This window comes from Rheinheimera sp. EpRS3 (genome assembly GCF_001513785.1).
In the GTDB taxonomy this organism is placed as follows: domain Bacteria; phylum Pseudomonadota; class Gammaproteobacteria; order Enterobacterales; family Alteromonadaceae; genus Alishewanella.
Genome location: NZ_LNQS01000010.1, coordinates 21,113 through 46,131, shown reverse-complemented (window position 1 = coordinate 46,131; position 25,019 = coordinate 21,113). Strand labels below are relative to the sequence as shown.

The 25,019-nt window shown below is 50.5% G+C and carries 21 protein-coding genes; 10 read left to right on the top strand and 11 right to left on the bottom strand.

What is annotated here, in order from left to right; all coding sequences use genetic code 11:
• The first annotated feature begins 49 nt into the window (after window positions 1-49).
• On the top strand, window positions 50-205 hold the full coding sequence (locus AR688_RS20240; protein ID WP_156420328.1) for a hypothetical protein: 156 nt from the start codon (window positions 50-52) through the stop codon (window positions 203-205).
• Here AR688_RS20240 and AR688_RS15700 read toward each other — a convergent pair.
• The gene (locus AR688_RS15700) at window positions 202-1,395 is read right to left on the bottom strand and encodes a Bcr/CflA family efflux MFS transporter (RefSeq protein ID WP_068236104.1); all 1,194 of its coding nucleotides are present in this window, start codon (window positions 1,393-1,395) and stop codon (window positions 202-204) included. The two genes, AR688_RS20240 and AR688_RS15700, sit on opposite strands and share 4 nt — an antisense overlap.
• 238 nt (window positions 1,396-1,633) lie before the next feature.
• Here AR688_RS15700 and AR688_RS15695 point away from each other — a divergent pair, with 238 nt between their 5' ends.
• Complete coding sequence (locus tag AR688_RS15695) at window positions 1,634-2,308, top strand: DUF3334 family protein (RefSeq protein ID WP_068236101.1); 675 nt, start codon at window positions 1,634-1,636, stop codon at window positions 2,306-2,308.
• Between the two features lie 20 nt (window positions 2,309-2,328).
• Here AR688_RS15695 and AR688_RS15690 read toward each other — a convergent pair whose 3' ends face one another.
• Genes AR688_RS15690 through AR688_RS15675 form a run of 4 tightly spaced genes read right to left on the bottom strand, consistent with a single transcriptional unit; the run spans window position 2,329 to window position 5,496 of the window.
• The gene (locus tag AR688_RS15690) at window positions 2,329-3,567 is read right to left on the bottom strand and encodes an ATP-binding protein (protein WP_068236100.1); all 1,239 of its coding nucleotides are present in this window, start codon (window positions 3,565-3,567) and stop codon (window positions 2,329-2,331) included.
• 2 nt (window positions 3,568-3,569) lie between these two features.
• On the bottom strand, window positions 3,570-4,262 hold the full coding sequence (locus tag AR688_RS15685) for a response regulator transcription factor (RefSeq protein WP_068237222.1): 693 nt from the start codon (window positions 4,260-4,262) through the stop codon (window positions 3,570-3,572).
• On the bottom strand, window positions 4,262-4,642 hold the full coding sequence (locus AR688_RS15680) for a DUF3019 domain-containing protein (protein WP_068236099.1): 381 nt from the start codon (window positions 4,640-4,642) through the stop codon (window positions 4,262-4,264). The genes AR688_RS15685 and AR688_RS15680 overlap by 1 nt, the downstream gene beginning before the upstream one ends.
• Window positions 4,642-5,496, bottom strand: coding sequence for a MipA/OmpV family protein (locus AR688_RS15675; protein WP_068236098.1), 855 nt, complete (start codon window positions 5,494-5,496; stop codon window positions 4,642-4,644). Before AR688_RS15675 ends, AR688_RS15680 begins: the two co-directional genes overlap by 1 nt.
• 317 nt (window positions 5,497-5,813) lie before the next feature.
• Here AR688_RS15675 and AR688_RS15670 point away from each other — a divergent pair, with 317 nt between their 5' ends.
• The 4 genes from AR688_RS15670 to AR688_RS15655 all read left to right on the top strand — a co-directional run bounded on the left by AR688_RS15670 (window position 5,814) and on the right by AR688_RS15655 (window position 12,761).
• Window positions 5,814-6,848 (top strand): LacI family DNA-binding transcriptional regulator, encoded by a 1,035-nt coding sequence (locus tag AR688_RS15670; RefSeq protein WP_068236095.1) that lies wholly within the window; start codon window positions 5,814-5,816, stop codon window positions 6,846-6,848.
• A gap of 122 nt (window positions 6,849-6,970) precedes the next feature.
• Window positions 6,971-9,274, top strand: coding sequence for a toxin-antitoxin system YwqK family antitoxin (locus tag AR688_RS15665; protein ID WP_068236086.1), 2,304 nt, complete (start codon window positions 6,971-6,973; stop codon window positions 9,272-9,274).
• 132 nt (window positions 9,275-9,406) lie between these two features.
• Window positions 9,407-11,542: a TonB-dependent siderophore receptor gene (locus AR688_RS15660; protein WP_068236083.1), complete on the top strand. Its 2,136-nt coding sequence runs from the start codon at window positions 9,407-9,409 to the stop codon at window positions 11,540-11,542.
• Between the two features lies 1 nt (window position 11,543).
• On the top strand, window positions 11,544-12,761 hold the full coding sequence (locus tag AR688_RS15655) for a PepSY-associated TM helix domain-containing protein (RefSeq protein WP_068236080.1): 1,218 nt from the start codon (window positions 11,544-11,546) through the stop codon (window positions 12,759-12,761).
• On the opposite strand, the gene dauA is transcribed toward AR688_RS15655, so the two are convergent.
• Window positions 12,749-14,497, bottom strand: a complete 1,749-nt coding sequence (gene dauA / locus AR688_RS15650; RefSeq protein ID WP_068236077.1) for a C4-dicarboxylic acid transporter DauA — start codon at window positions 14,495-14,497, stop codon at window positions 12,749-12,751. The genes AR688_RS15655 and dauA overlap by 13 nt on opposite strands.
• Before the next feature lie 156 nt (window positions 14,498-14,653).
• Here dauA and AR688_RS15645 point away from each other — a divergent pair, with 156 nt between their 5' ends.
• The gene (locus AR688_RS15645; protein WP_068236075.1) at window positions 14,654-15,511 is read left to right on the top strand and encodes an endonuclease/exonuclease/phosphatase family protein; all 858 of its coding nucleotides are present in this window, start codon (window positions 14,654-14,656) and stop codon (window positions 15,509-15,511) included.
• 92 nt (window positions 15,512-15,603) lie between these two features.
• Here the strand turns inward: AR688_RS15645 and AR688_RS15640 are convergent, their stop codons facing one another.
• Window positions 15,604-16,647 (bottom strand): alpha/beta hydrolase family protein, encoded by a 1,044-nt coding sequence (locus tag AR688_RS15640; protein ID WP_068236071.1) that lies wholly within the window; start codon window positions 16,645-16,647, stop codon window positions 15,604-15,606.
• 111 nt (window positions 16,648-16,758) lie between these two features.
• Window positions 16,759-18,489, bottom strand: a complete 1,731-nt coding sequence (locus AR688_RS15635; RefSeq protein ID WP_068236068.1) for an alpha-amylase family glycosyl hydrolase — start codon at window positions 18,487-18,489, stop codon at window positions 16,759-16,761.
• Window positions 18,490-18,708: 219 nt separating this feature from the next.
• Between AR688_RS15635 and AR688_RS15630 the strand changes: the two genes are divergently transcribed.
• Window positions 18,709-20,175 carry an MFS transporter gene (locus AR688_RS15630; RefSeq protein ID WP_068236063.1) on the top strand — a complete coding sequence of 489 codons (1,467 nt, stop codon included), beginning with the start codon at window positions 18,709-18,711 and terminating at the stop codon, window positions 20,173-20,175.
• An 8-nt stretch (window positions 20,176-20,183) separates the two neighbouring features.
• On the opposite strand, the gene AR688_RS15625 is transcribed toward AR688_RS15630, so the two are convergent.
• Window positions 20,184-21,344 (bottom strand): GGDEF domain-containing protein, encoded by a 1,161-nt coding sequence (locus tag AR688_RS15625; protein WP_068236061.1) that lies wholly within the window; start codon window positions 21,342-21,344, stop codon window positions 20,184-20,186.
• A gap of 99 nt (window positions 21,345-21,443) precedes the next feature.
• Window positions 21,444-21,725: a hypothetical protein gene (locus tag AR688_RS15620; protein WP_068236059.1), complete on the bottom strand. Its 282-nt coding sequence runs from the start codon at window positions 21,723-21,725 to the stop codon at window positions 21,444-21,446.
• Between the two features lie 221 nt (window positions 21,726-21,946).
• Between AR688_RS15620 and AR688_RS15615 the strand changes: the two genes are divergently transcribed.
• Together AR688_RS15615 and AR688_RS15610 are read left to right on the top strand one after the other, a co-directional pair.
• Window positions 21,947-22,375: a DUF2231 domain-containing protein gene (locus AR688_RS15615; RefSeq protein WP_068236055.1), complete on the top strand. Its 429-nt coding sequence runs from the start codon at window positions 21,947-21,949 to the stop codon at window positions 22,373-22,375.
• The gene (locus AR688_RS15610) at window positions 22,372-23,694 is read left to right on the top strand and encodes a PQQ-dependent sugar dehydrogenase (RefSeq protein WP_068236052.1); all 1,323 of its coding nucleotides are present in this window, start codon (window positions 22,372-22,374) and stop codon (window positions 23,692-23,694) included. The genes AR688_RS15615 and AR688_RS15610 overlap by 4 nt, the downstream gene beginning before the upstream one ends.
• Here the strand turns inward: AR688_RS15610 and AR688_RS15605 are convergent.
• Window positions 23,666-24,961 carry an FAD-dependent oxidoreductase gene (locus AR688_RS15605; RefSeq protein WP_068236050.1) on the bottom strand — a complete coding sequence of 432 codons (1,296 nt, stop codon included), beginning with the start codon at window positions 24,959-24,961 and terminating at the stop codon, window positions 23,666-23,668. The genes AR688_RS15610 and AR688_RS15605 overlap by 29 nt on opposite strands.
• Between the last annotated feature and the right edge of the window lie 58 nt (window positions 24,962-25,019).

Genomic DNA, 25,019 nt, shown 5'->3' with positions numbered 1-25,019 from the left:
TGGCCTTGGCCTTTGCTACACTACTAAGGCTATTTAACTGAGGGGAATAATGATGTCTGAGCTGGATTTTGATTTAGATCATCTGGACTTTGCTGAAGCGGAACAAAATGTAGAGCGCCAGCAGCAAGCCGAACTTAGCCGTGCTGAGGCGCCACAATATGGTGATGATGACGATGAATGCAGTGGCGGTGCCTGCAAAATTTAGTCTGGGCTGGCTGCCGTAGCTGGCAGCTCCGCAGGTTTATGCCACAACTGACTTACCGCAATACACAGCACCCCTGCCAGCATCAGCAGTGAAAATGGCAGCGGGGTGCCGTTATAAAACAGCGCCAGCAACGGCCCTGCCAGCGCACCTATACCAAAGCGTAAAGTACCTATTACCGCCGTTGCGGTGCCGCTGTTATCCGGAAATTTCATCAGGATCATCGCATCAGCGTTCGTGGCTATCAGGCTTAAACTGGCCATTAGCGGTGCTATCGACAGTACGGTATATACCAGCTCAAATTGCCAGAAATTAAACAAGGTTAACGCGCTGGCACTGACAATGGCTACCGCCAGGCCGGCATGCAGCATACGTTGCGGGCCAAGGCGGCTAACCAGGCGGCTGTTTATCAGGTTTGCCAGCATCAGCATTAACACATTAAAGCCAAATAACAGGCTGAACAGTTGCTCATCTACACCAAAAAATTTGATATAAACAAAAGGCACAGCGGTTAAAAAGCAAAAGAATGAAAACGAGGCAAACATCGAAGTAGCAATATCCGGCCGGGCAGAAACCCGCGAAAATACCACTTTATAGCCAGCAAAGAACGCCAGCTTCTGTGGCGTACCAGCTGGTTTAATTTCGGGCAGATAACGCCAGCTAAGCAACAGGATCAGTAAGCCGTAGGCCGCCAGTGTAACAAAAATCATCTGCCAGTTTGCCAGCCACAATACGCCGCTGCCAATAGCCGGCGCCAGCAGCGGGGCCAGCATCATTATCATCGACACATACGACATACCTTTAGCGGTATGTTCCTGATAAATATGCCGTACTATACCCGGTACCACTACCGTAGCGGCTGCGCCACATAAAGCCTGAATGGCGCGCCAGAATAAAAACCACTCAATAGTGCTAACTAAACTCAGCGCAATACTGGCCAGCACAAAGCCAGTTAAACCAAAAATAGCCAGTGGCCGGCGGCCAAAGTTGTCAGCCAGCGGGCCGCAAATCAGCATGCTGATGCCAAAAAATGCCAGGAAAATACTTAATGATTGCTGCACCATACCTATAGAGGTATTCAGTTGTTGCGCCATAATGGGCATGGCAGGCAGGTACATATCAATGGCCAGCGGCGTGGTGGCGACAACAGCTGCCAATAATATAATGATCCAGCCTGCGGGTTTATTTGACATAGGTTAAGGCTCTTAATGTGGCAGCGCACTATAATACGCGGTTTTGTTAGCCTCAGCTAATGGCCGAGTGTAAAAATAGGTTAGCAAATATGTCTGGTAGCTCAGGGGGTTGTAGCGGAGGCAGTAAACTAATGTACAGGCTGCAACAGTTTAACCACAGCGCAGCTATCGGAACAGAATAGCCTAAGCCAGGGTATTACGCTTATACTGAACAAACTCAGATTGTTGGATTCGAATAATGAAAAAAACCAAAATAATTACTACAGATGAAATATTACTTACATTGTGTCAGTCGGTAACCAAAGTATTGTCGGGTGCAGGCAACAGTAATGTAGCTTACTCGCCGATGGTACAAAAAATACAAAAAACCTGTCTGCGGCCTGATCTGGGCTGTTTTGTGTTGTTTGATGGTGGTTTCTCCGGCCTGGTGATTATTAATTTCACTGCTCAGGCAGCAATGGAAATTTATAAAAAGTATTTAATGAGTATGGGCATGCCGGAAAGTGAACTGGCCCAGTTTCATACCTCTGATGAAGTAGGTAATGTAATGGGCGAACTGATGAACCAGATCGTCGGCGACTTTACCAATACCGTGCGCTATGACCTGCAAACATCAATTAATCAGAGCCAGCCAAAAATGATGGCGATTAATAAGCAGGTACAAATTTTAATTAATACCCAGCTTGATCAACCACAGGCACGCCGCGTTACCTTTAGTACGCCAGAGCATAATATTTTTTATCTGGAACTGGCGATGGATAAAACCGAGTTTATTCAGCTGCATGAGTTTGACAAAGCCGAGCAGGAACACCCGGACGACATTCTGGCCAATGCGCAGCAATATACACCGGAAAACACCGTTAGTGCCTCAGCTGAAGTGGATGATGACTTTCTGAAAACACTGGGCTTATAACAGGCGCTGCCGCTTAGTTATCATGGCGCTGAGGTGTTGCTTTGCCGCAGCGGCAGGCGCAGACAAAAACGGGCGCCACCGAGGGTGGCAGACTCACTTACCCTGATGCTGCCCTGATGCCACTGCATAATACGCTGCACTATGGCCAGCCCCAGGCCAAAGCCGCCACCTTGCTTATTACGGCTGGCTTCAAGGCGGAAAAAAGGTTTGAGTATTTCTTCACGCATGGCCTGCGGAATACCGGGGCCGTCATCTTCAATATCAATATGCCAATGATTTTGCTGCTGTTGCAACGTTAACGTGATGCGCTGCTGAGCATACTTTTTGGCGTTAACCAGCACATTTTGCAGTGCCCGCTCCAGATAATGGCCATCGCCAAACAGCAGCGCCTGCTGTGGCATAATTAAACTGATCGTTGCGCCAGGCAGCGGCGACAGCTTTTCGTTCAGGTTAGCAATTAATTCAGTCAGGTTTATTTGTTGCAGTTGCAGTGGTAACTGGCCGGTTTCCAGCCGGGCATAATCAAGAATTTCATCGACCAGCTGCTGTAGTTCACGCACGTCTTCACACATCAGCCGGCGTTCGTCTTCCGGTAGCTGGGTTGCCATTTCCAGCGCAAAATTCAGCCGGGCAATGGGCGTGCGTAGCTCATGCGATACGGCATGGGTCATTTCACGCTGCAGGTTCAGCAAATCACGGATTTGCAGGCTCATCTGGCGGAAGCTTTGTGCTATTGGCGCGATAAAAGAATGCGCCGGTACGGCAATGGTACTGTCGCTGTTGCTGGAAAATTGCTTCAGGCTTAGCTGCAGGGTGCGGATATCACGCGCCACCGGCCACAGCCACAGGGCTACTGCTACGGCTAGCAACACAAAAAACAGCAGTGTAAACCAGGTGGCACCTTCCTGTTGAATAAGTGGCAGCGGGCCAAATCGCCATAGCTGCTGGGCTTGCTGATAGTAAAAATACACGCTGTCGGCTTCAAACAAAGTAACAATGTCGCCTTGTTGCAATAACTGCTGTTCTTCGGGCAACCAGCTGATGCTGTCCGTGCTGAGCTCAGTGTAAGGCAGACTGATAATACTTTGCCATTGCGCCGTGGGTTGTTGTAACTGCTGCTGCAACAACTGGGTGTAACTACTAAGCCAGGGCGGGGCGGTGTCGGGTTGCCACTGCTGCCACAGTTGTTCTACTGCCCAGCCAATGCCAAGTAACACCAGAAACAGAAACAGGTAAAAATGCCAGAATAACCTTTGCATACTCAGTGCCAGGCGTCTGCGACAAATAAATAGCCTTTGCCCCATACGGTTTTAATACGAAACGGCGTTTCGGCGTTGTCGCCCAGTTTACGGCGTAAATGCGAAATCCGCACATCGACGGTACGGTCCAGGCCGTCGTATTCACGGCCAATAATCTGCTGGTGAATAGCTTCACGTTTTACGGTCTGGCCGGCATGTTTGGCCAGCATCCAGAGCAAATCAAATTCGTAGCTGGTGAGTTCTACACGCTCGTTGTCGTACCAGGCTTCACGGGCACGTTGTTTTAGCATTAAACGGCCAAATTGTAGCTCTTGCTGCTCGGTTTTAGTGGTGCTTTGGCTGCGCCGTAGCAAAGCGTTTATGCGTGCCACCAGCACGCGCGGCTCTACCGGTTTCACCACATAATCATCGGCGCCCAGCTCCAGCCCCAGCACCTGATCAATATCGCTTTGTTTCGCAGTTAACATTAACACCGGGCCTTTGTACCAGGGGCGGATCTGACGGCAAACGCCAAAGCCGTCCAGGCCCGGCAGCATCAGGTCCAGTATTATCAGATCGGGCTGAAATTGGCGGCAATGCTCTGCTACAGCGTCGCCCTGGCTTTGTTGCTGCACGGTAAAACCGTGTTGGGTTAAAAAGCTCTGCACCAAAGAGGCCAGGCGGGCATCGTCTTCGACTAACAATATTTTGGCCATCAGAAAATACTCCATGGGCTGGCGATCCGGCGCCGCATTGGTTTGCGGCTTAACACTTTCAGTTCTGTTTGCAGCAATACCGTATTATTGCTACTGCGCAGGCTAAGTTCGGTATTTTGCCATGACAGCGGTTGCTGCCATTGGCCTGTTGTGGTGTCTTGCCAGCATTGGATAAGCTGCTCAGCCAGAAACAGGCAGGGGCTGAGCTTATGCTCGCTGTACCACTGCACTTGCAAGTCAGCCTGGCAGGGTTGATTGGCTTGTTCGGTAACACAAATTTGTGGTTTTACGTTCCAGCATAGCGCAGCCGCACAGGGGGCGGTTGCAACCTGTGGTGCAGTGACTCCGTTCAGTGCCAGTAACAACCAGAAACCGTGCATTAATAAAACCGGTAACTCACGCCTAAAAACCAGGTTGTTATATTATCAGACCGCACCAGCGGGCTTTGGGTCATAGCATCATCCAGATGAAGGTAGCGTACAAAAGCCAGCACAGAGACACGCTCCGACACGGGCTTTTGCCAACTTAAACGCAGCTCAGGCTGCCAGCTTGGCCTGCCATCGTAGCGCGGCAGATAAAACGGCTCATTATTATCAATGCCATAATAAGTATCAATCAGTTTGGCGCTTTTCCAGTGTAGTTTGGCACTGGCTTGCCACAGGCCAGTGTTTAGCTGCCAGCCGCGGCCAACACTGATGCTGGCATGCTGGCCTTGGTAAGTGTTGCTAACGTCTTGCCACAGTATGGCCTGAGCCTGCCAATCGTCATTAAACCAGTCCAGCTGCACGCCTAAATCGAAGGCGGTTGGCCGTTTACTGACCTGGCGTACAGAAACGGCCGCGGCATTACGCTCTTCGGCATAGCTAGGCCCTACTATCATAGAGGTATGATTAAACTGCATCAGGTTGCCACCAAACCATTTTTGGAAGTAGCCTTTTTCCTGATTAAACTGGCCCAGCACACTTAACTGCCAGTTGTCTGACAACGCCAGGCTGCTGCCAAGTTTGCCGTTGTCAAAAAACCAGTAGCGGCCGTAATAGTAAATATCCGGCAGGATAACCAGCGGCAGCTCTTCGCCACCGTGCAGAGGGTTGCTGCGCTGGCCATAGCCCAACGCCCAGCTCATATACAGCCGCTGCTCTTCCACGCACTGGGCACCCTGGGCGCACACCGGCGCGGGCTCGGCTTTCACCTGCCAGCTTAGCAGAAATAAAAGTATGATCAGGTAGCGCAATCTTCACCTTAGCTCAGAGGTTAGTTTACAGATATTTTTACCCTGTCAGTTTAGCAAGTTGTGCGGCCAGACATAAGCCAACATAACAATGTTTCACAATTCGCTTCACTAAGTCTGACTTTCGCCGGGCGGCAATAAAGTGATCCAAATTCACCCGTTCAGGTATAAAGCGAGTGTGCGGGGCAAGATGTAAATTGAATCCCCTGCCAATTCACTTTATGATAAGGCCACAATAATTCTAAGATACCGGTAGCTGCTGCGGCGGGCGGCCGGTGTTGATAAGCGTAGTAATATCGCTGTCATAGCAGAGCGTTTTGATGAGAGACAAAGCTACTTCGTTCGACATTGCTTATATGGCTGGAGTATCGCAGTCCACGGTATCGCGGGCGCTACGAAACAGCCCGCAGGTTAATAAAGAAACGCGCGAAAAAGTACAGGCGATTGCACGGCAACTGAATTACAAAGTAGATAAAAACGCCAGTAACCTTCGCCAGCAGCGCAGCAGTACGTTGGCGCTGTTGTTATTTGAAGACCCCACCACCGACGAATCGCTGATTAATCCGTTCTTTTTATCTATGCTGGGCAGCATTACCCGCGCTTGTGCCAAACGCAGCCAGGACTTACTGGTGTCTTTTCAGCAATTAAGTGACGACTGGCACGCCGACTACGAAGACAGCAATAAAGCCGACGGCATTATTTTGCTCGGTTACGGCGACTATAAAGATTATGAAGAAAAACTGCATAAATTACTGGCACAGGAAACCCATTTTGTCTGTTGGGGCGCTGAAGTGCTGGGCCACCCGGAGTTTACGTTACGCAGCAATAACCGCGAAGGTGGTCGCCTGGCCGGTGAGCATTTACTGGCTACCGGGCATAAGAAATTTGCCTTTGTGGGTAATGCCTCTGAAGGCAGCCCGGAATTCAGTGCCCGTTATCTGGGTTTTATTGATGCATTAAATAAAGCCGGTATCAGTGCCACGCAAGTACCACACTTTGATGCTATTTCTACTGAAAGCGCCGGCGACAAAGCCACCGAGCAATTACTGGCTGCAGGCCATCAGGTTGATGCCATTTTCTGCGCCAGCGATCTTATCGCTATTGGCGTTATGCGCTGCCTGAAACGGCGCAACTTAAGGGTGCCGGAAGATATTGCCGTAATGGGTTTTGATGATATTCCCGTGGCGTCTTTTGCCACTCCGGCCCTTAGCACTATTCAGCAAGATACCACCCAGGCCGGTGAGTTACTGGTTAATAACCTGCTGCAACTGATTAATAACCAACCAATTACTGTAAGCCAGATTGAACCCAAGTTAATTATCCGCCAGTCTTGCGGCTTTAACCGTAATACCTGACAAGCCAGCAGTAGCCGGCAACTACTGCGGTTTGTTTACCTGCCAATAACCTTGCTTACGTTGCTGCTGCTTTGTGTTAATATCCTGCGCCAGAATATTGGTTTAAACAGGGACAAGTATCAGTGCGTTTATCTTCACTTCATTTTTTGCTGCTGTTTTGCCTGCAATTAGCTGCGCCGGTGATGGCCAGCCAAACCTTAGCCGACCGTATGCTGGATGTGCGTAAGGTAGAAGGCGTTGATGTGTATTACAACCTTAGCAACGGCCTGGCGCTGCAAGGCGAGTACCGCTTAATGCGTGATAGCCAGGGTTATACACTGGCTACGTTCGAGCAAGGCCTGGTGCAAGGCAACTGGCAGGTGTTTGATCAACGTAATCAGCGACTATTAAGCGGCCACTATCAGGCCGGGCGCCAGCATGGTGAATGGCAGTACTTTGCTGTTGATGGCAGTGTGGAGCAAATTGAGCATTATGATGCCGGTGTTGCCAGCGGCCTGTGGCAGCGTTTTAACAGCCAGCAGCAAGTGATCGAAACTACTCAATTTGAGCGTGGCGAAAAAACCAACGTCAGCCGTTTTTATGACAACGGCAAAATACGCATTGTCGAAACCTATCAGGACAGCCTGCGCCATGGCGTGTGGCAAACCTTCCACCTTAACGGCGAAGTGGCCGAGCAATGGACCTACGCGAACAACCAGCTCACCGGGTTATATCAAAGCAAAAACGAGCAGGGCACGGTATTGCTGCAGGGCGAATATGATGCTCAGGGCCAGCAACACGGCCACTGGCTGCAGTTTTATGCCGCCGATGTGGTGGAAGTTAAAGTGCAGTACCTCAATGGTAAGCGCCATGGCTTAACCGAGCAATTCAGTACCGACGGCATTCTGGTGCGCCAGTGCAATTATCAGCAGGGTGAGCAGCACGGTGAATGCCGCGAGTTTTACCCCAATGGTCAGCTGATGAATGCCTTACTGTTTAAACAGGGCAAGCAGCATGGTGAACAGCAATGGTTCAGTGACCAAGGGCAACTGCTGCAGAAACAATACTATATTGACGGTATGTTCGCCGGTGAACAACTGCAGTATCACAGCAATGGCGAGCTGTCGAAACGCATTACCTACCACACAACAGAACGCAATGCTAATGGCCAGTTTCCGCTGCATGGTGCCAATGAAACCTATCAGGAAAATGGCCTGCCATATGATTTGTCGAATTTTGTGTTGGGTGAGCGCGACGGCGTACATAAGCGCTTTATCGACGACAAGCTGGTAGAAGAGTCGTATTACAAAGCCGGTAAACGCCATGGCCTGAGCAAAACGTTTTACTCATCAGGTGAACCGCGTGAGCACAATACTTATGCCGACGGCCAGCTAAGCGGGCCCTTTAAAAGCTGGCATATGAATGGCAACTTACGTGAAGAGGGTGAGCGCAAAGACGGCCAGCTGACCGGGCGTTACCAGAGCTTTTACGACACCGGCAAACCGCAAAAGCTGGAACACTACGCCAGCGAGAAAAAACCAACAGAGCACAGGTTTGCCCAGGTAGGTAAATACCAGCAGTGGTTGGCCAACGGTGATCTTACGCAGGAAGGTACCTACGCCGACAACAAACGTCATGGCAACTGGATTAGCTATCAGCAAGGCGAAAAAAGCCGTGAGCAGGAGTTTGTTAACGGTAAGGCCGAAGGCCGGTTTGTCGATTATTATCAGGGGCGGCGCCGCACCAGTGGTTATTACTACAACAACCAGAAAACCGGTGAATGGATTGAATACTATTACCAGGCTGACGATCCAACTTACGGTTTTATTCCGGAGGGCACTATCAGGTATAAAACACAGTGGCAGGACAACAAACAGCACGGTAAAGCCGAGTTTTATACGGCCAAAAATATCCTGCACAAAGTTGAGCACTGGGACAAAGGCGTAAAAAGCGGTGACTATCAGGAGTTTTATGTCAGCAACGGTGAACCTAAACTGGCTGGTACAATGCAAAAGGGCGAGTGGTTTGGCTTATGGCAAGCCTGGTATGAAGATGGCACTCTGGCCCAGGCCGTGCATTATGACGCCAGCCGTAAGCACGGTGTGGCGCAGGAATACTACGACAACGGCCAGCTAAAAAGTGAAATTGAATACGAGTATGACAAACCACATGGCCGATATGAGTTATTCCATTTAAATGGCCGGCCACAGCAAAAAGAAAGCTATGTCCAAGGTTTAAAAGAAGGCAAAGCTGAATACTTTCACCCCAATGGTAAATCGCTGCAACAGGGCGATTACCTGCGTGATCGCAAAGAAGGCGAGTGGCTGGAATATTGGCCCAATGGCCAGGTGCGTACTCAGGGCAGTTATATCAGCAACCGCCCGTCAGGCGACTGGCAGTACTTTGATCAACACGGCAAGTTAATTAAAACCGAGCATAAAGGCTAACTAAGATCCGCTGCTGCCGGCGATGGCAGCAGCGTATTACCTCACAGTTTTAGTTCAATTTTATTGTAATAGTAATTGTTATCATTTACACTTCGCGACCTGTTTAATTCCTCCTGCGATACAGGTCGTAATATGAAGTTCTGTCTTTCTGCTGTCAGTTTATTCTGCACTATGGCATTTTCTGCTAACACCCAGGCCGATACTGCACTGGCTAATACTTCTACTACCGCACTGGAACATATTGAAGTTAAAGGCCGGGCTCAAACGCTGTACCGGGTTGACTCGTCTAACCTGGGCACCCGTACCGATACGCCACTGGATGAAATTCCACAAAATATTCAGGTATTGCCCGAAGCATTGATCCGCGATCAGGCGGCGCGGCAAATTACCGATTTATATCGCAGCATGAGCGGTGTCAGTGCTTTTAGCTACTCGGGCGTGACCTTTCGTGGCTTTCGCCAGGACGAGATTTTATACGACGGTGTGCGCGGCGACCCGTTTAACGGCTTTGCGGTACCGCAGCTGTTTAACGTAGCTGAAATTCAGGTGCTAAAAGGTGCGGCTGGCGCCCTGTATGGCAGTATGGCCCCCGGCGGCCTGATTAACTACAGCACGAAAAAACCAACAGCAGTGGCCGAGAGGCAGCTGAAGGTAGGCTTGGGAAATGACAGCTTTTACAGTGGTTCGCTGGAGCTAAGCGGGCCGTTAACCGATGATGCGGCCCAGCGTTACCGTGCCGGTATTTACAAAGACAGCGAACAGCCATTTCGGCAAAACACTGATGTGGAAAACCAGATCATTGATTTAGGTTATGCCATTGACCTGACACAAGACACCACGTTGACACTGCAATATACCGACGTAGAGCAAGACTACGGTGGCGCCCGCCTGCGTGGCGTAGTTACCGATGCCGCCGGTAATTTTCTGACTGACCGTAGCTGGAACCATAACGAAAGCACGGATTTTCAGCTATTAACCGCCGAAGTGTATCAGGCCAGGTTAGAGCATCAGGTTAGCAGCCAGTGGAGCACCGATATTACCGTGCGTGGCTACCAGAACCAGGAGCTGCAAAACTACCATGAACCGTTTTGCAGTTTTGATACCGATGATGATGGCGTTATTGACTATTGCGCCCGACAGTTTCGTGACCAAAACCGCGAAAATGACTCGCTCAGCCTGACCTGGAACAATATTATTGAGCTAAGCACTGCAGGTGTTGAGCATGTTCTGTTGGTAGGAGCTGACTACCTGCAGCAGGATTCGTTTTTCTCTGGCCGCAATGCCCAACCGCTTGAAAGCGGTGGTGTGGTGCCCGGCCTGAGCCTGGTTAACCCGCAATACGGTTTAACCAGCGGTGCTGATTATAACCTTGACGCCTTAACACCCAACATTACCGATACCGAAACCGTGCGTAAGGGCCTTTACGTGCAGGATCAGTTAACGCTGTCGGACAACTGGAACCTGCTGCTGGGCCTGCGCTGGGACAGCTTTGAAGACACCAACAAGCGTGATGGCAGCAAAATATCGGGTAACGATACGTCGTGGCGGCTGGGCACCACTTATCAGCTAACCGACTATGCCCGTGGTTATCTGGTGGCGGCTACCGGCTTTGTGCCGCAGGCGGCAGCGTCGCAGGCAGAGGCAGTGGGCGGGCCGTTCGAGCCGGAAACCTCGCGTTTATATGAAGCCGGCGTGCGTTTTTCGCTGCTAAACGATAGCGTGCGGCTTAATACCGCCGTGTACGAAATTACCCGGAAGAATATTCTGCAGGCAGATCCGCGCGGTGATGTGGCTAACGATGGTCAGGATGATTTACTGGCGCTGGGCGAAGTGCGTAGCCGTGGCTTTGAGCTGGATGTGTTAGGCGATTTAACCGACAACTGGGTAATGAACCTGAGTTACGCCTACAACGATACCCGGGTAGTGCAGGACAATAATGGCATTACCAATGCGTTTAACGGCCGCTTTGCCAATGCACCACAGCATCAGTTAGGGTTGTGGAGCCGTTATGAACTGCCAGCGCTGCATTCATCTTTTGCTGCCGGTGTCGACTACGTTGGCAAGCAACAAAGTATTGGCGGCCAGCCGGTAAAAGCTTATACGGTATTTGATATCAGCTGGCAAACCGAATGGCAAAGCTGGCTGGTGCAACTAAACGTAAAAAACCTGTTTGATAAAACCTATGCCAGCAGTGGCTTTATTGACCGTACCGGGCATTTTCCGGGCGAGCCACGCCGGGTTTATCTGACTACCACTTACCAGTTCTGATATGACTAACCGGCAATGGTTTGCACTGCATTCCTGGGCAGGGTTTGTGCTGGGGGCACTGTTGCTGCTGGTATGCGTTACAGGCGTATTAGCCACGCTTAGCTACGAAATACAGTACCTGAGCGACAGCAAATACCGCGCACTTAGCAGCCGCAGTGGCCCGGTTAACTGGGCACAGCTGGAGCAAAACCTGGCAGCTGCTTACCCGGATAGCCAACTGCTCAGCGTACAAGTGCATCAGCAGGCTTATCTGGCGGGCGAAGCGTCACTGGCTACGCCAGACGGCTTTCGCTTTGCTTATTTTGATCCGGCCAGCGGCAGCCTTACCGGCAGTGGTGACTGGGGCCGGTTGTCACGCTTTTTGCGCAATTTGCATATGTATTTATCAGTAGAAGGCGTGGGCAAGGTTGTTGTGACTTCGCTGAGCTTTTTACTACTTATTTCGCTAATCTCCAGCTTTTACGTCTATCGTAACTGGTGGCGGCAATGGCTACATAACCCCGGTAAATGGCGCTGGGGTGTGCGCAGCAGTTGGGCATCATGGCACAAGCTTATCGGTCTATGGAGCTGGTGGTTTGTATTGCTGATGACGTTAACCGGCCTGTGGTACTTTACCGAGCACTGGCTGCTAAAAACACCGCTGCAATATTATCCGTCGGTGCCAAGGGCGACATTAAGCGCCGCAGCGCCAACACAACCCTTATCGCTAACCGAAATAACCGGTATCGCCCAGCAGCACAGGCCACAGCTGGATATCCGCGCTGTGTTGTATAACCGCAATGCCAAAGCGCCGATTGTGGTTAGCGGCCAGGCGGGAGATTTACTGCTACGTGACCGGGCTAACCGTATTTACCTGGATAGCGCGGGTAATGTGATGGGCAGCCAGAGCAGCGCCGATTTAGCTGCGCTGGCTTACCTGACAGATATGGCCGACCCGCTGCATTTTGGTAATTTTAGCGGCCTGACAGTTAAATTGATTTATGCGCTATTTGGTACCGGCTTGTGTATTTTGGTGGCCGGTGGTATGCGTATGCACTGGCTGCGTACCAAACATAAACAGCCAAGTTTAGCCCGCTGGCTGGGCCTGTTCGGCTGGCTGGCTCTGCTGCTGGCGCTAAGCGGTATTATCTGGACCAGCGCGACATTCTCGCAGCGTGAGCTAAGCAAGCCGCCGTTATCACCGCTGCTGGGTACGCTGGCGGGGGCTCAGCCGTCTTGATCTTCTGCCGCCGCCGCTTGCTGATACAGTGTTTCCAGCGCTTCGCGTAATGTCGGGTAAAAACTAAGCTGGCCCGGCACGGGTTTTACCCCGGCTTTGGCCAGGGTTTTTAGTGGTTGAAACTGTAAATCGGCTATTACCAGCTGGGTTTTGCTTTTATGGCACTTGCTGATCAGTTTACTCAGCGCTGCCAGGCCACCGGCATCCAACAAAGGTACACCGTCCATATATAGCACCAAGCCGCGGCTGCGCTCACTTAAGCGGGCGATATCGGCAAAAATACGATCGGCGGCGGCAAAAAACAGCGGCCCGCTGATCTTTAATACCTGCCAGCCGGTGGGGATCGGCTGTTCAACCTGTTTACGGTTGTGGCTGATATCGGTCACTTTGCTCATTTCAGCAATTTCTTTAACAAACAGCAAGGCTGCCAGCAAAATACCGGCGCTAATGGCGATCACCATATCAAACAGCACGGTAAGGGAAAAACAGGTGATAAATACCCAGATATCGCTACGTGGGGCGGTTTTCAGTAAGTGCACCGCTTTTGGCGCTTCGCTCATATTCCAGGCTACTATTATCAGCAGTGATGCCAGCGCAGCCATGGGTACATAAGATAACACTGGCGCCAGCAATACCAGCCCCAGCAGTAATACCAGTGCATGTACCATAGCCGCTACCGGCGACTGGGCACCGGCTTTAAAGTTGGCCGATGAACGCGCCAGTGCGGCTGTGGCGGTAATGCCGCCAAAAAACGGCGTAATAATATTGCCAATGCCCTGGCCGAAGAGTTCACTGTTGGCGCTGTGACGCCGGCCCGACATACCGTCCAGCACCACGGCACAGAGCAGGGATTCAATAGCGCCCAGCATGGCCATAGCAAAAGCGGCTGCCAGTAAGTCTTTAACCAGTTGCCAGCTAAAGCCTAGCAGTTCGCCATCGGGGCCGGGGCGCAGCCAGGGCCAGTCAAAATAAGGCAGGTAGGGCGGAATACCGCTGCCGCTGGCTCCATCGGCTGTGGTGTAACTAAAGCGCGAACCTATGGTGTCCAGCTCAGCACCAAAACCCAGTAGCAATAATGCCAGTAAGGTGCCAATAAACAGTGCAGGTAAATGCGCCGGTATGATGGTTTTTAGTTTCGGCCATAGCAGCATTACGGCCAGTGTTACCACGGCAACCAGCAAGCTGGGCCAGGATAATTGCGGTAGCATTTGCCCCAGTATCAGCAGTTTGTCGACAAAGTGCTCTGGCATAGCCGCTATTGGCAGGCCAAAAAAATCTTTAACTTGTAGGGTGGCAATAACCACGGCAATGCCGCCGGTAAAGCCTAAAGTAACGGATTCGGGAATATACTCAATTAGCCGTCCCAGCCGCATAAAAGCCATAACCAGCAGCAAAACACCGGATAGCACGGTGGCAATAAGCAAGCCGCTTAAACCATACTTTAATGCCACCGGATATAAAATAACTACAAAGGCTGCGGTGGGGCCGCTAATGCTGTAGCGCGAGCCACCGGTTAGCGCAATAACCAAACCGGCGATAATAGCTGTGTACAAGCCGTATTGTGGCGCCACGCCGGAGGCAATGGCCAGCGCCATCGCCAGCGGTATGGCAATAATGCCTACGGTAATGCCAGCCAGCAGGTCTTTACCGAGTTTATTCAGGCTATAACCTTCTGCCAGTACTTCGCGCAGGGCATGGCCAGCACGCAGGGAAAACAGGTGGGACCGGTCAGACATAACAGCATCCGCTATAAAAGCCGCTAAGGGATAAACTTAGTGTAGCGCTGACAAAGGCTTGCGCCTATGCGCTTTTAGTATGGTTGTGTTACTTTCACAATGGCGCAATACTGCTTCCCTACAATAATTACCTCTGTCAAAACAAAAAGAGTCGTTATGATAAAAGCCATTAAGTTTGTTTTGTTGTTCAGTATATTTACTGGTTGCAGCATGCTGGTAAAAGTAAGCGCCACCAGCCTGGTTGTTGAAAGCTTTAATATTCGCTACGACAACCCGGCCGATGCAATTAATGCCTGGCCAAACAGGCAACACCTGATTTATACCCACTTAAAAACGCTGCAGCCTGATGTGCTGGGTTTACAGGAAGTGTTGCACCATCAACTTAGCTGGTTAAACGAGCAATTGCCTGATTACCGCTACATTGGTGTTGGCAGAGACGATGGCGTTATTGCCGGTGAGTTTGTGCCGTTGTTTTATAATAAAAACACCATTAAAAAACTGGATGGCGGCAACTTTTGGTTATCTGAAACACCCGATGTTGCCGGCTCAATCGGCTGGCAGGCCCAGCTTCCCCGCGTTGCCAGCTGGGGGCATTTTGAAAAAGACGGCGCTGACTTCTTTGTATTTAATGTGCATTTTAGCCATGTAAGCGATGTGGCCCGGCAAAAAAGTGCTGAATTTTTGCTGACACATATTCCGGCTATTGCGGGTAACAAACCGGTTATTTTACTGGGCGATTTTAATATGCTGAACAATAGCGTAGCTTACAAAACGCTCACCTCTGGCCGCTTGCTGCCGTTGACCGATACCGCAACCCTGGCAAATGCAGAAGATGTTGGTACCTATAACGGGTTCGCCGCAGGCGACAGCGGCCGCGACCGCATCGACTATATTTTTATCAGCAACGGCTTAAAAAGCCATAACTACCGCACTTATCAACTAGGTATTGCCGGCGTGTATATTTCCGATCATTTTCCTATTTCAACGGTAATTACCTTACCGCAAAAGCCTTAGTGCAATACAACTGCACTGAGGTTTGCCACGGTGCAGTAGTTTTTTACTACATTTATCCAGATAGTAAACAGGCTATAGTCAGGCAGAGTGGCTTATAGATATTTTTTTAACCAGGCCGCAGTTTCGGCATCGGCTTCAGCGCGGTTGGGCTGCATACCATGATCTGCACCCGGGTATACCACAAGTTTATGCGGATGGCCTTTTTCTGCTAGGGCTTTTGCCAGCATTTGTGATTGAGTCACTTCAACCCGAACATCTTTATCGCCGTGCAGCAGTAATATCGGTAGCTGAGGCGGCAGCTTATCCAGCCAATCTAAAACTGAACGCGCCTTTAAAAGTTGTTTTTTTTCAGTGGTGTAGTTCGGCATATAAAGACTATAGACATTTTTTTCCATATCAGGCCGGTGTACCAGGTGGCTTTCGAGTTCTGCAACGCCAGCTTCTACAATCAGTGCTTTAAGCTGCGGCATATCACGCGCCGCCAGATAACTCATCATGCCGCCACGGCTGGCGCCTTTCATCGCAATCCGGCCGCTGTCAGTATCTGGCATACCCTGAATAATTGGCAGCAGGTTTTTAATATCGTTAACATCATTACCGCCAAACTGATCCAGCAATGGTTGCGCTGTTATGCCAGAAGGAAAGCTTGATGCACCGCGATACTGGCTGGCGACCACAATATAACCCTGTTCCGCGAGGGGCATTAGTGCAATGTGAATAGCGGGATACATCCAATAACCGAATTTGGCATTACCGCCCCGGTTGTAAATGACAACTGGCAACTTTTCAGTGACCGTGGTTGCTGTTCGGGGTTGTAACATCACCCCTTCCACCAGGTGTCCATCAGATTCGTAAACGAAAATCCGGCAATCTATCTGTTGCTGGCGCCTTTCGATATCTGCTCTGGCAAAACGTTTTACAAAAGCGTCAGCATTAAATTTTGGCTTTTTACTTAGCATAGCCAGCCAACTATCATAGCTGCTAAAAGGGCCACCATAACAGCTGAAGTTTTGTTTTAGCGAGCTGGCGCTGGAAAACGCCGGTAATAATTCCGGGCCGGTTTTTGTTTTTGCCGACTCAGCCTGCGTGGTAGTAGCCAGCAGTAAGCTGCTGAGTAAAATCAGAAAAGGTTTCATAGACACTCCTTGTTAATTTAGTAGGTACAGTAAATTAACAATACGGAGTTGGCAAGCTTAAAGAAAACCGCCGCTAAACTAGCCGGCGGTTTTAGGGAGAGTCTGTAAACTTCAGGGCGCGCTTTGCAGTAGCAACAGGCCGTTTGCTGCCAGTGTATTGCCATCCAGATCAAAGGCCCAGTTGGTGGTTAAACCGTCACGGTTAATAGCGCTGATATCCTGCGCGCTGTCGCTCAGGTTAAGCACAAACAGCGTTTTACTGCCGTTTAGCTCACGGCTAATTTGCACCACACCATTTGCCAATTGCGTCACAGCATAGCTACCGTCAGTACCCAGCTCTGGCCGCTGTTTTTTCTGCGCAATTAACAGCTTGTACAGTTGCCAGATAGAATCTGGCTGTGCCTGTTGTGCGGCTACGCTGCGATCTTCTGCCTGCAGTTGCTTAGCCAGAAAATCCGGCCACCAGTTAGGAAAACCTTCACCAAACAGGTCCATTTGCTCTACCCAACTGCTGTCCGCTTTGGTAAAGCCGGCCTGTTTGCTGTTATCCCACTGCATAGGCGCGCGTTTAAAGACGTCGTGGCCACTGCGATCCTGGGTTAAGCCAATTTCTTCACCGTAGTAAATGTAAGGTGTGCCGGGTGAGCTAAACAACATAGCTGCTGCCAGTTTAGCTTTGGCATCATGCTGTTTTAGCTGATAGGCGATCCGCTCTTGATCGTGATTGGTTAAAAACGGCGCAAAAAAGTGCAGTGGGGCAACAGAGTCGCTGCGTTGCTGCACGTTCTGCTGTAGCACAGACGCATCCGCCACTTGCTTAGCATTGGATTGCATAGTGCCAAACTGGGCTTCGCTGCCGGCGTTGGGTTGCAGTAAGCCAAGAATTTTATAGCCGACTTCAAAATCAAAACCCTGGTCCAGGCCTTTACCCCCGCCGTAGTAGCGCGCCGCTACCGGAATATCTACCCAGGCTTCGCCGACTAAATACGCTTCCGGGTTAACGCTTTTTACGTACTGATTAAAATCCTGCCAGTAGGCGATAGTTTCATCGGTGTCGGCCTGGGCATCCGGGCCGCCCTCCATTGCAAAACGTACGGCATCCAGGCGAAAGCCTGCCACGCCTTTATCCAGCCAGAATTTGGCCATTTTTTCCATTTCGGCAATAACGTCGGGGTGGCGCAGGTTTAAATCGGGCTGGCTGGCGCCAAAAGCGGCGTAATACCAGGCTTTGCGGGTGTCGTTATAGTGCCATACGGCTTCGGGTTTATCATTGTCGCTCCAGGCATTGCCCCAGCCACTGCCTGCTGGCGGCATATCATCACGCCAGACAAAGTAATCTTTGTACGGTGCTTCACCGGCCGCCGAGCGTTTAAACCAGTCATGTTCACTGGAGATATGGTTAATCACCAGATCCAGGATCACCTTCATGCCTTTGGCATCAGCGGCCTGAATAAAAGCTTCAAACTCAGCCATAGTGCCGTAATCACTTTCTACCTGATAAAACTCGGTAAAGTCGTAGCCGTGGTAGGAAGGAGCCTCAAACATTGGCGTTAGCCACAATGCATTTACACCCAGCTCCTGCAAATAGGGCAGTTTGGCGGTCATGCCGTTAAAGTCGCCATGACCATCGCCGCTGGTATCATAAAAACTGCGCGGCCAGATTTGATAAAACACCGCATCCTGCCACCAGTCTTTAGCTGCTGCACTTTCTTTAGTCACCGCACTTTGCTGCACGGCGGTTACAGTTTGTACAGTATTGGGTTCCGTATCGCTGGTTGGCGCAGGCTTACAACCGGCCAGTAATAAAGACAGCGCCAGTGCGCTTAAGGTAAAAGCTTTCATTGCATCCCCGTCAGAGTATTATTTTATGCAGCGTGCCAGTATTTAGCACAGCGCAGCAATATGGTGCATTTTTGCTAATTAAAGGTTGGTAATAACGCCAAAACAGTGCAACAACAAGATGAATACGTATGCACAGTTTTGCGCAAAATGGCTGCTATCGTGTAGTTTAGGCCAACATAAGAAGCATCATAATAGAATAAAAATATCCGGGGACCTGTAATGAAACAACCTAAGCTCTCTTTCTGGCAGATCTGGAACCTCAGTTTCGGCTTTCTTGGTGTACAAATTGGTTTTGCGCTGCAAAACGGTAACGTTAGCCGGATTTTGTCAGACTTAGGCGCAGATCTGTCGTCGCTGTCATTATTCTGGTTAGCGGCACCTATTATGGGCTTGCTGGTGCAGCCTATTGTGGGTGCGGCGTCTGACCGTACCTGGAATAAACTCGGCCGCCGTTTGCCGTTTATGCTTGGTGGCGCGTTAGTGGCCGCGGCCGCAATGGTATTACTGCCCAACTCGTCAATGATGGTGGCTTTTATTCCGCCAATGCTATTTGGCCTGATTATCTTCGCCATTAAAGACGCCGCTTTTAATGTTACCTTTCAGCCATTTCGTTCGCTGGTATCAGATATGGTGCCGGCAGAGCAGCGTAACCTCGGCTACTCAGTACAAACCTTGCTGATCAATATTGGTGCGGTATTTGGCTCCATTTTGCCGTTTGTGTTAACCAATGTGGTCGGGCTGGAAAACGCCTCTAAAGCCGGAGAGGTTGCCCCTTCTGTAATATGGGCATTTTATATTGGCGCTACGGTACTGCTGGGCTCGGTACTGTGGACAGTATTTCGCACCAAAGAATATGCGCCTGAACAATATTATGCCTATAAAGGGCTGGATTCAGAAGCGCAGGCTTTGGCTGAACAGGTGCGCCAGTCGCGTTCACTGGGCGAGAAGTTAACCGATTTCTGGCAAACGATGAAAAGCATGCCACGCATTATGAAACAGCTGGCGCTGGTGCAGTTTTTCTCCTGGTTTGCTCTGTTTATTATGTGGACCTATTTCCCCGCGGCTATTGCGCAAAATACCTGGGGCGTTGGCGTTGAGTGGTATGACGGCGCCTATATTGCCCAAATGGGTGGGGTACCGGTGCATATCGCTGCCGCTAAAGGCGCTGCCGGTGACTGGGTAGGTATTTTATATGCCGGTTACTCGCTGTTTGCCGTGTTGTTTTCATTAGTCATGGCCAAATTGGCTAACCTGTTTGGCCGCAAGTTTGTTTATTCAATATCGCTGTTGGCCGGCGGCCTGGGTTATTTAAGCTTTGTGCTATTTACCGACCCGACGATGACCCATGTAAACCTGCTGATTACTCAGGTAGAAATACCCAAAGGCGCACTTGGCCTGATGATCCCGATGCTGGGCGTGGGTATTGCCTGGGCGGCTATTCTGGCCATGCCATATGCAATACTGGCCGGTGCCTTACCGGCAAATAAAACCGGCGTTTATATGGGTATTTTTAACTTTACTATTGCGGCACCGCAGATTATCTCCGGTTTAATTGCCGGTTGGATCTTAGGCTCAGTATTCCAAAACCAGGCAGTATATATCGTGATGTTGGCTGGTGCTGCTATGGTGCTGGGTGCGCTGTCGGTATGGCTGGTTAAAGAGCAGGACGTTACTGCAGCTGAATAAAGCGGCTATCAGCGGGCGCTGTAAAAGGTAACGGTATTGCGCCCGCTACGTTTGGCTTCATACAATGCTTCGTCGGCTTGTTTTAGCAAGGTTTGGAAATCCAGGCCACTGAACTGCTGAACATAGGTTGCACCAATACTGATGGTCAGGTTAAGTGGTTTACCATCAACCATACCTGCGTGCTGCTCAACTTGCTGACGCAGGCGCTGGCCAATACAGCGGGCTTCTGCCTCTGAAGTATTGGGCATCACTATGGCAAATTCCTCTCCGCCCATACGGCCGATTAAATCTGTTTTACGCAGCACCTGTGTCAAAATTTGCGCGACCTGCTTTAACGCCGTATCTCCCACGGCATGGCCAAAGGTGTCATTAATGCTTTTAAAATGATCCAGATCCAGCATCATTACCGCCAACTGCGCATTAGCACCATCTTGCGCCAGATACGCTGACGATTCGCGCAAAAAATGCCGCCGGTTTGGTAGCAGCGTTAGCTCGTCTAAATCAGCTTGTTGCATTAGCAACTGTTCACGGGCGATAAAAAACAATAATGGCAGCAGCACCGCTGCAACGGTGGTAAGCAGAATATGGCTGAGTAAAATCAGTTGTAATAAGGTTACCGCTTGCTGCGGTAACGCTGTGTGCCAGTGGCTAAGATACAGATAGATTTCTGCCAGCATGGTTAAGGCGTGTAGCGCCAGCACACTTTGCAGCAACCGGCTGGCGAATTGCGGCTTTGTTAAGGCTTGCAGCAACCGAATACACCAGATACAACTGGCGGTAATGGCAATAGCATTAAGAACGGCAGTACTGTGTGAAACCGTGTAACTGGCGCTTAATAGCAGCAAATACACTGTGGCACAAATGGCAATGGCTTTTAGCGGCTGCGCTGCTAAAGGGCCGCGGATAAACCGGATTAAACCGGTACCCACCAGCAGAGGCGGCAGTGCCAGCAGCGCATGCGCCAACAACACACTGAACATAGGTGGCACATGATGCAAGCGGCTAGCTGCCAACAGGCTGGCGACAACAAAAATCAGGCATGACAGCGCCCAATGCCAAAATGCGCTTTGCTGCGGCTGTAATTTGGCCAGTAACGCCATATAACCGGCCACTAACAGGTTAATTGTCAGTGTCAGAACGATTAATGTGGGTAAATCCAGACCTGGCATATTAAGGCTTGTTAACGGAAAAACACTGAGATTGTAAACACAGAGGTAACAATTAGCCAGTGTTTCTATTGTAACGACGCAGCTTGACAGCTAGCGTTATCATTTAATGGCCACGCCGGCAACTTCGGTTACGGTATTGGCATTAGCGCGCTCTATTATTTTCACCAGCACAGACTGAATAGTTTCATCTTCGCGCACATCCTGCGTACTAACAAAGCGTTGCTGTTGCGGTGCTTCACCCTCAGCAGACATAAAACTCACTACCACTTCAGTGGCGCAATCGGCTGTGGCACCAAAATAGGCCAATGAAATATGCGGGTAACCGTCAAAGCCTTTGCTTATCTGCTTTGCAATGCGTTTTTTTGCTTTATCCAGCTTCATACTCAAATCTTGCGCTAATGGGGGCTGGCGAAACTATAACACCAAATGTAACCGGTGAGGCTAAATAGCGCATATCTGCAGCAGAGGCTGTTAAATCTGTTTTACAGCACTTGTATTACCGTTATGAAAATTCCCCGGCCGGGGGCAGGATTGCCGGTTAATTCAGCACTTTCTGCTTCGGCTGCTACACTTATTTGTAAATAAAAAGTGAGGAGGAAATTGTGACTGTCAGCAATGATCAAATATATCCACCCAGGCTTCATTCAGTCCATGGAGTGCTGCTTGCCGCAGCCTTTGCCTTATTTTTTTGTGGTTTGTTAAGCGACCTTGCCTATGCATCAAGCTACCAGATTCAGTGGGTTAACTTTGCTTCCTGGCTGATTACAGGCGGCCTAATCTTTGGCGGTATTATCCTATTATGGGCCATCCTCAATTTGTTTCGCAGCGGTCATAAAGGCAAGTATTCAGTTATTTATACCCTGCTTTTGTTAGCTACATGGGTGCTGGGCTTGTTGAATTCGTTAATCCATGCCAGAGATGCCTGGGCCACTATGCCAGGCGGCCTGATTCTTTCTGTGGTGGTAGTCTTGCTCAGCTGCGCATCGGTCTGGCTTGGCTTTGCCACATTTGGCGTGGGAGGTAGAAGATGAAGAAGATCCATGTATATATACCTTGGTTAACTACTATTGTCCTTGCCGGGGTTTTGAGTGCATGCGGCAACGATGAGCCGGGTTCGGCGCAACATGGCGCTGAGCCAATATTACCAAAGCCAAAGCATGGGCTATTGCCCGATATGACAATTGCACAACCGGCGCCATGGGGCGATCTGCAGCCGACAGTGCCTGAAGGCTATACTATCTCAGCTATAGCTACTGATCTGAAGGTACCACGGCAGATGCTGCTGCTTCCCAATGGCGATATTTTGATCGCCGAAGGTAAAGGGGGCAATGCATCGGCGCTAAAACCCAAAGATGTGATAGCCGGTTACATTAAATCAAAAGGCACAACCAGCGTTGAAAGCGGGGATCGCTTGACCTTATTACGCGATGCCGATGGCGACGGACGTTATGAGTTTCGCACCGTATTTGCTGACAACCTTAACGCTCCGTACGGGCTGGCGCTGGTTGATAACACGCTGTATGTCGCTAACCAGGACGCTCTGGTGCGCTTCGATTATCAAGAAGGCCAGACAGAAGCTACAGCGCCACCGGTTAAAGTGACCGATCTGCCATCACTAATCAATCATCACTGGACCAAAGCTTTGGCAGCGAGTGCCGATGGGCGTTTTCTTTATGTTGGCATTGGCTCTAACAGCAATATTACAGAGCGGGGCATGGTAGCGGAGGCTGACCGTGCGATGATCTGGCAAGTAGATGCTCAAACCGGGGCTCACCGGCCTTACGCCACCGGCTTACGTAATCCAACTGCGCTCACTATACAACCAGAAAATGGTCAATTGTGGGCAGTAGTGAATGAGCGTGACGAGATTGGGCCAAACCTGGTGCCTGATTATCTGACGACAGTTAAAGAGGGGGCTTTTTACGGCTGGCCCTACAGCTATTGGGGTCAGAATGTTGACGAGCGGGTGCGGCCGCAAGATCCAAAAAAAGTGGCGTCGGCTATCAAGCCTGATTATGCGCTGGGCTCGCACGTAGCTGCGCTTGGGCTTGATTTCTCTGCAGCCGCCATGGGAACCGAATTCGCAGAAGGGGTATTTATTGGTGAGCATGGTAGCTGGAACCGTAACAATCCGGTGGGCTACAAAGTGGTATTCGTACCGTTTAGTAATGGTGTGCCCGCCGGGCCACCGGTAGATTTTGTCACTGGCTTTCTTGGCGAAGATGGTAAGACCCGTGGCCGACCTGTCGGAGTAACAGTAGATCCAAGAGGTGCATTAATTGTTGCTGACGATCTGTCCAATACTATCTGGCGGGTGGTTGCTACGGCTGCGGTGCAACGGGCTGATTAATAATATCTACCACAGCATTGGCCGAGCGTACGGCCGATTCCAGCAGCGGCACGCCCTCATAGGCCCAGGAGCCACAAAAAAACACCTGGCGGCCGCTTTGGCGATGCCATTGTTTAAGGGCCTTATGCACCTGTGCCGTGCCTGGGGTAACAACAGCGCGCTGTAGCGGTATCCGTGCTAGTACGGTATCCGGCTTTGGTTCAAACAACGGGTTCCAGGTTTGAAACACCGGCGCACAGTTTTGTAGCGTCGGTTCAACCTGGTTAACCCAGACAGTAAACATCGGCTTTGTTAGAGTTTTATCCAGCTGAAAATTCAGTGCGGTCCAGTCTTGTTGTTTTAACGGCATAAAGCGGCTGTCCTGATGCACCCAAAGCTCGCCTGAATCAAAACCAATGTGTTGCAGCATTTCGCGTTCAGCGCCAAACTGGGCGTCATCCAAAAAGCTTAGCTGGTTAGCCTGGGTGGCAACAATTACCCGGTCAAACACGCCCCCATCGCCACGTTGGTTATAAACTTTTACCCCTTGTTCGCCTGTTTTAACCTGTACCACAGGGCTGCCACTATGCAAAAGCAGGCCTTTAGCCAACGCCTGCACCAGTGCTGAAGTGCCGCCTTCCAGCCGGCAAAGCTGGCTGCTGTACAAAATGCCATTCAGTAATAACAATAACTGCGCTGCCGGCCAGTTAAGCAGGTATTTTTCTTCACAAGTGCAAATAGTGGTTAGGATTGGCAACACCAGGCCGCGCCAAAACAGTGGGTCAAAGCGGTGTTGCTGTAAAATGTCAGCCAGCGTAGCATTTTTCAGCGCAGTATCGTGCAACGTGGCATCGTTGCTATGGTGCTCAAGCTGGCGGGTTAACCGCCGCAGCTGCCAGATACCCAACCCAATACGCAGAGCGTTGCGGTTCAGATAGCGCCACGAACCAATACAGGGCCAGCCCAGCAGTGGTACTTCGCCACTGCGAAACCAGGTATGGCGGTTAGTCCAGCTACAGGAGGTATGGGTTTGCACGTTAAAAGTGCCTACGCCAACTTCTTTGGCCAGCGCAAGCAGGCTGGGCCAGCTGTCGGGGCTCATTACGCGCAGAGGCACATCCACCAGGCCGCCGTTTACGCTAAGGCGGTGGGCATCCATACCATGGCTGTTGTGTGTTTCAAATACAGTAACATTATGGCCGGCACAGCGCGCCCGATAAGCCGCCGCTAACCCTGCCATACCGCTGCCAATTACAGCAATAGAGTAAGTGATCCCACGTTCAGCCATCAATGCCCTCCCGGTTCGGCTACATCAGCAACATCTGGAGATGTTGTTAGACAATAGG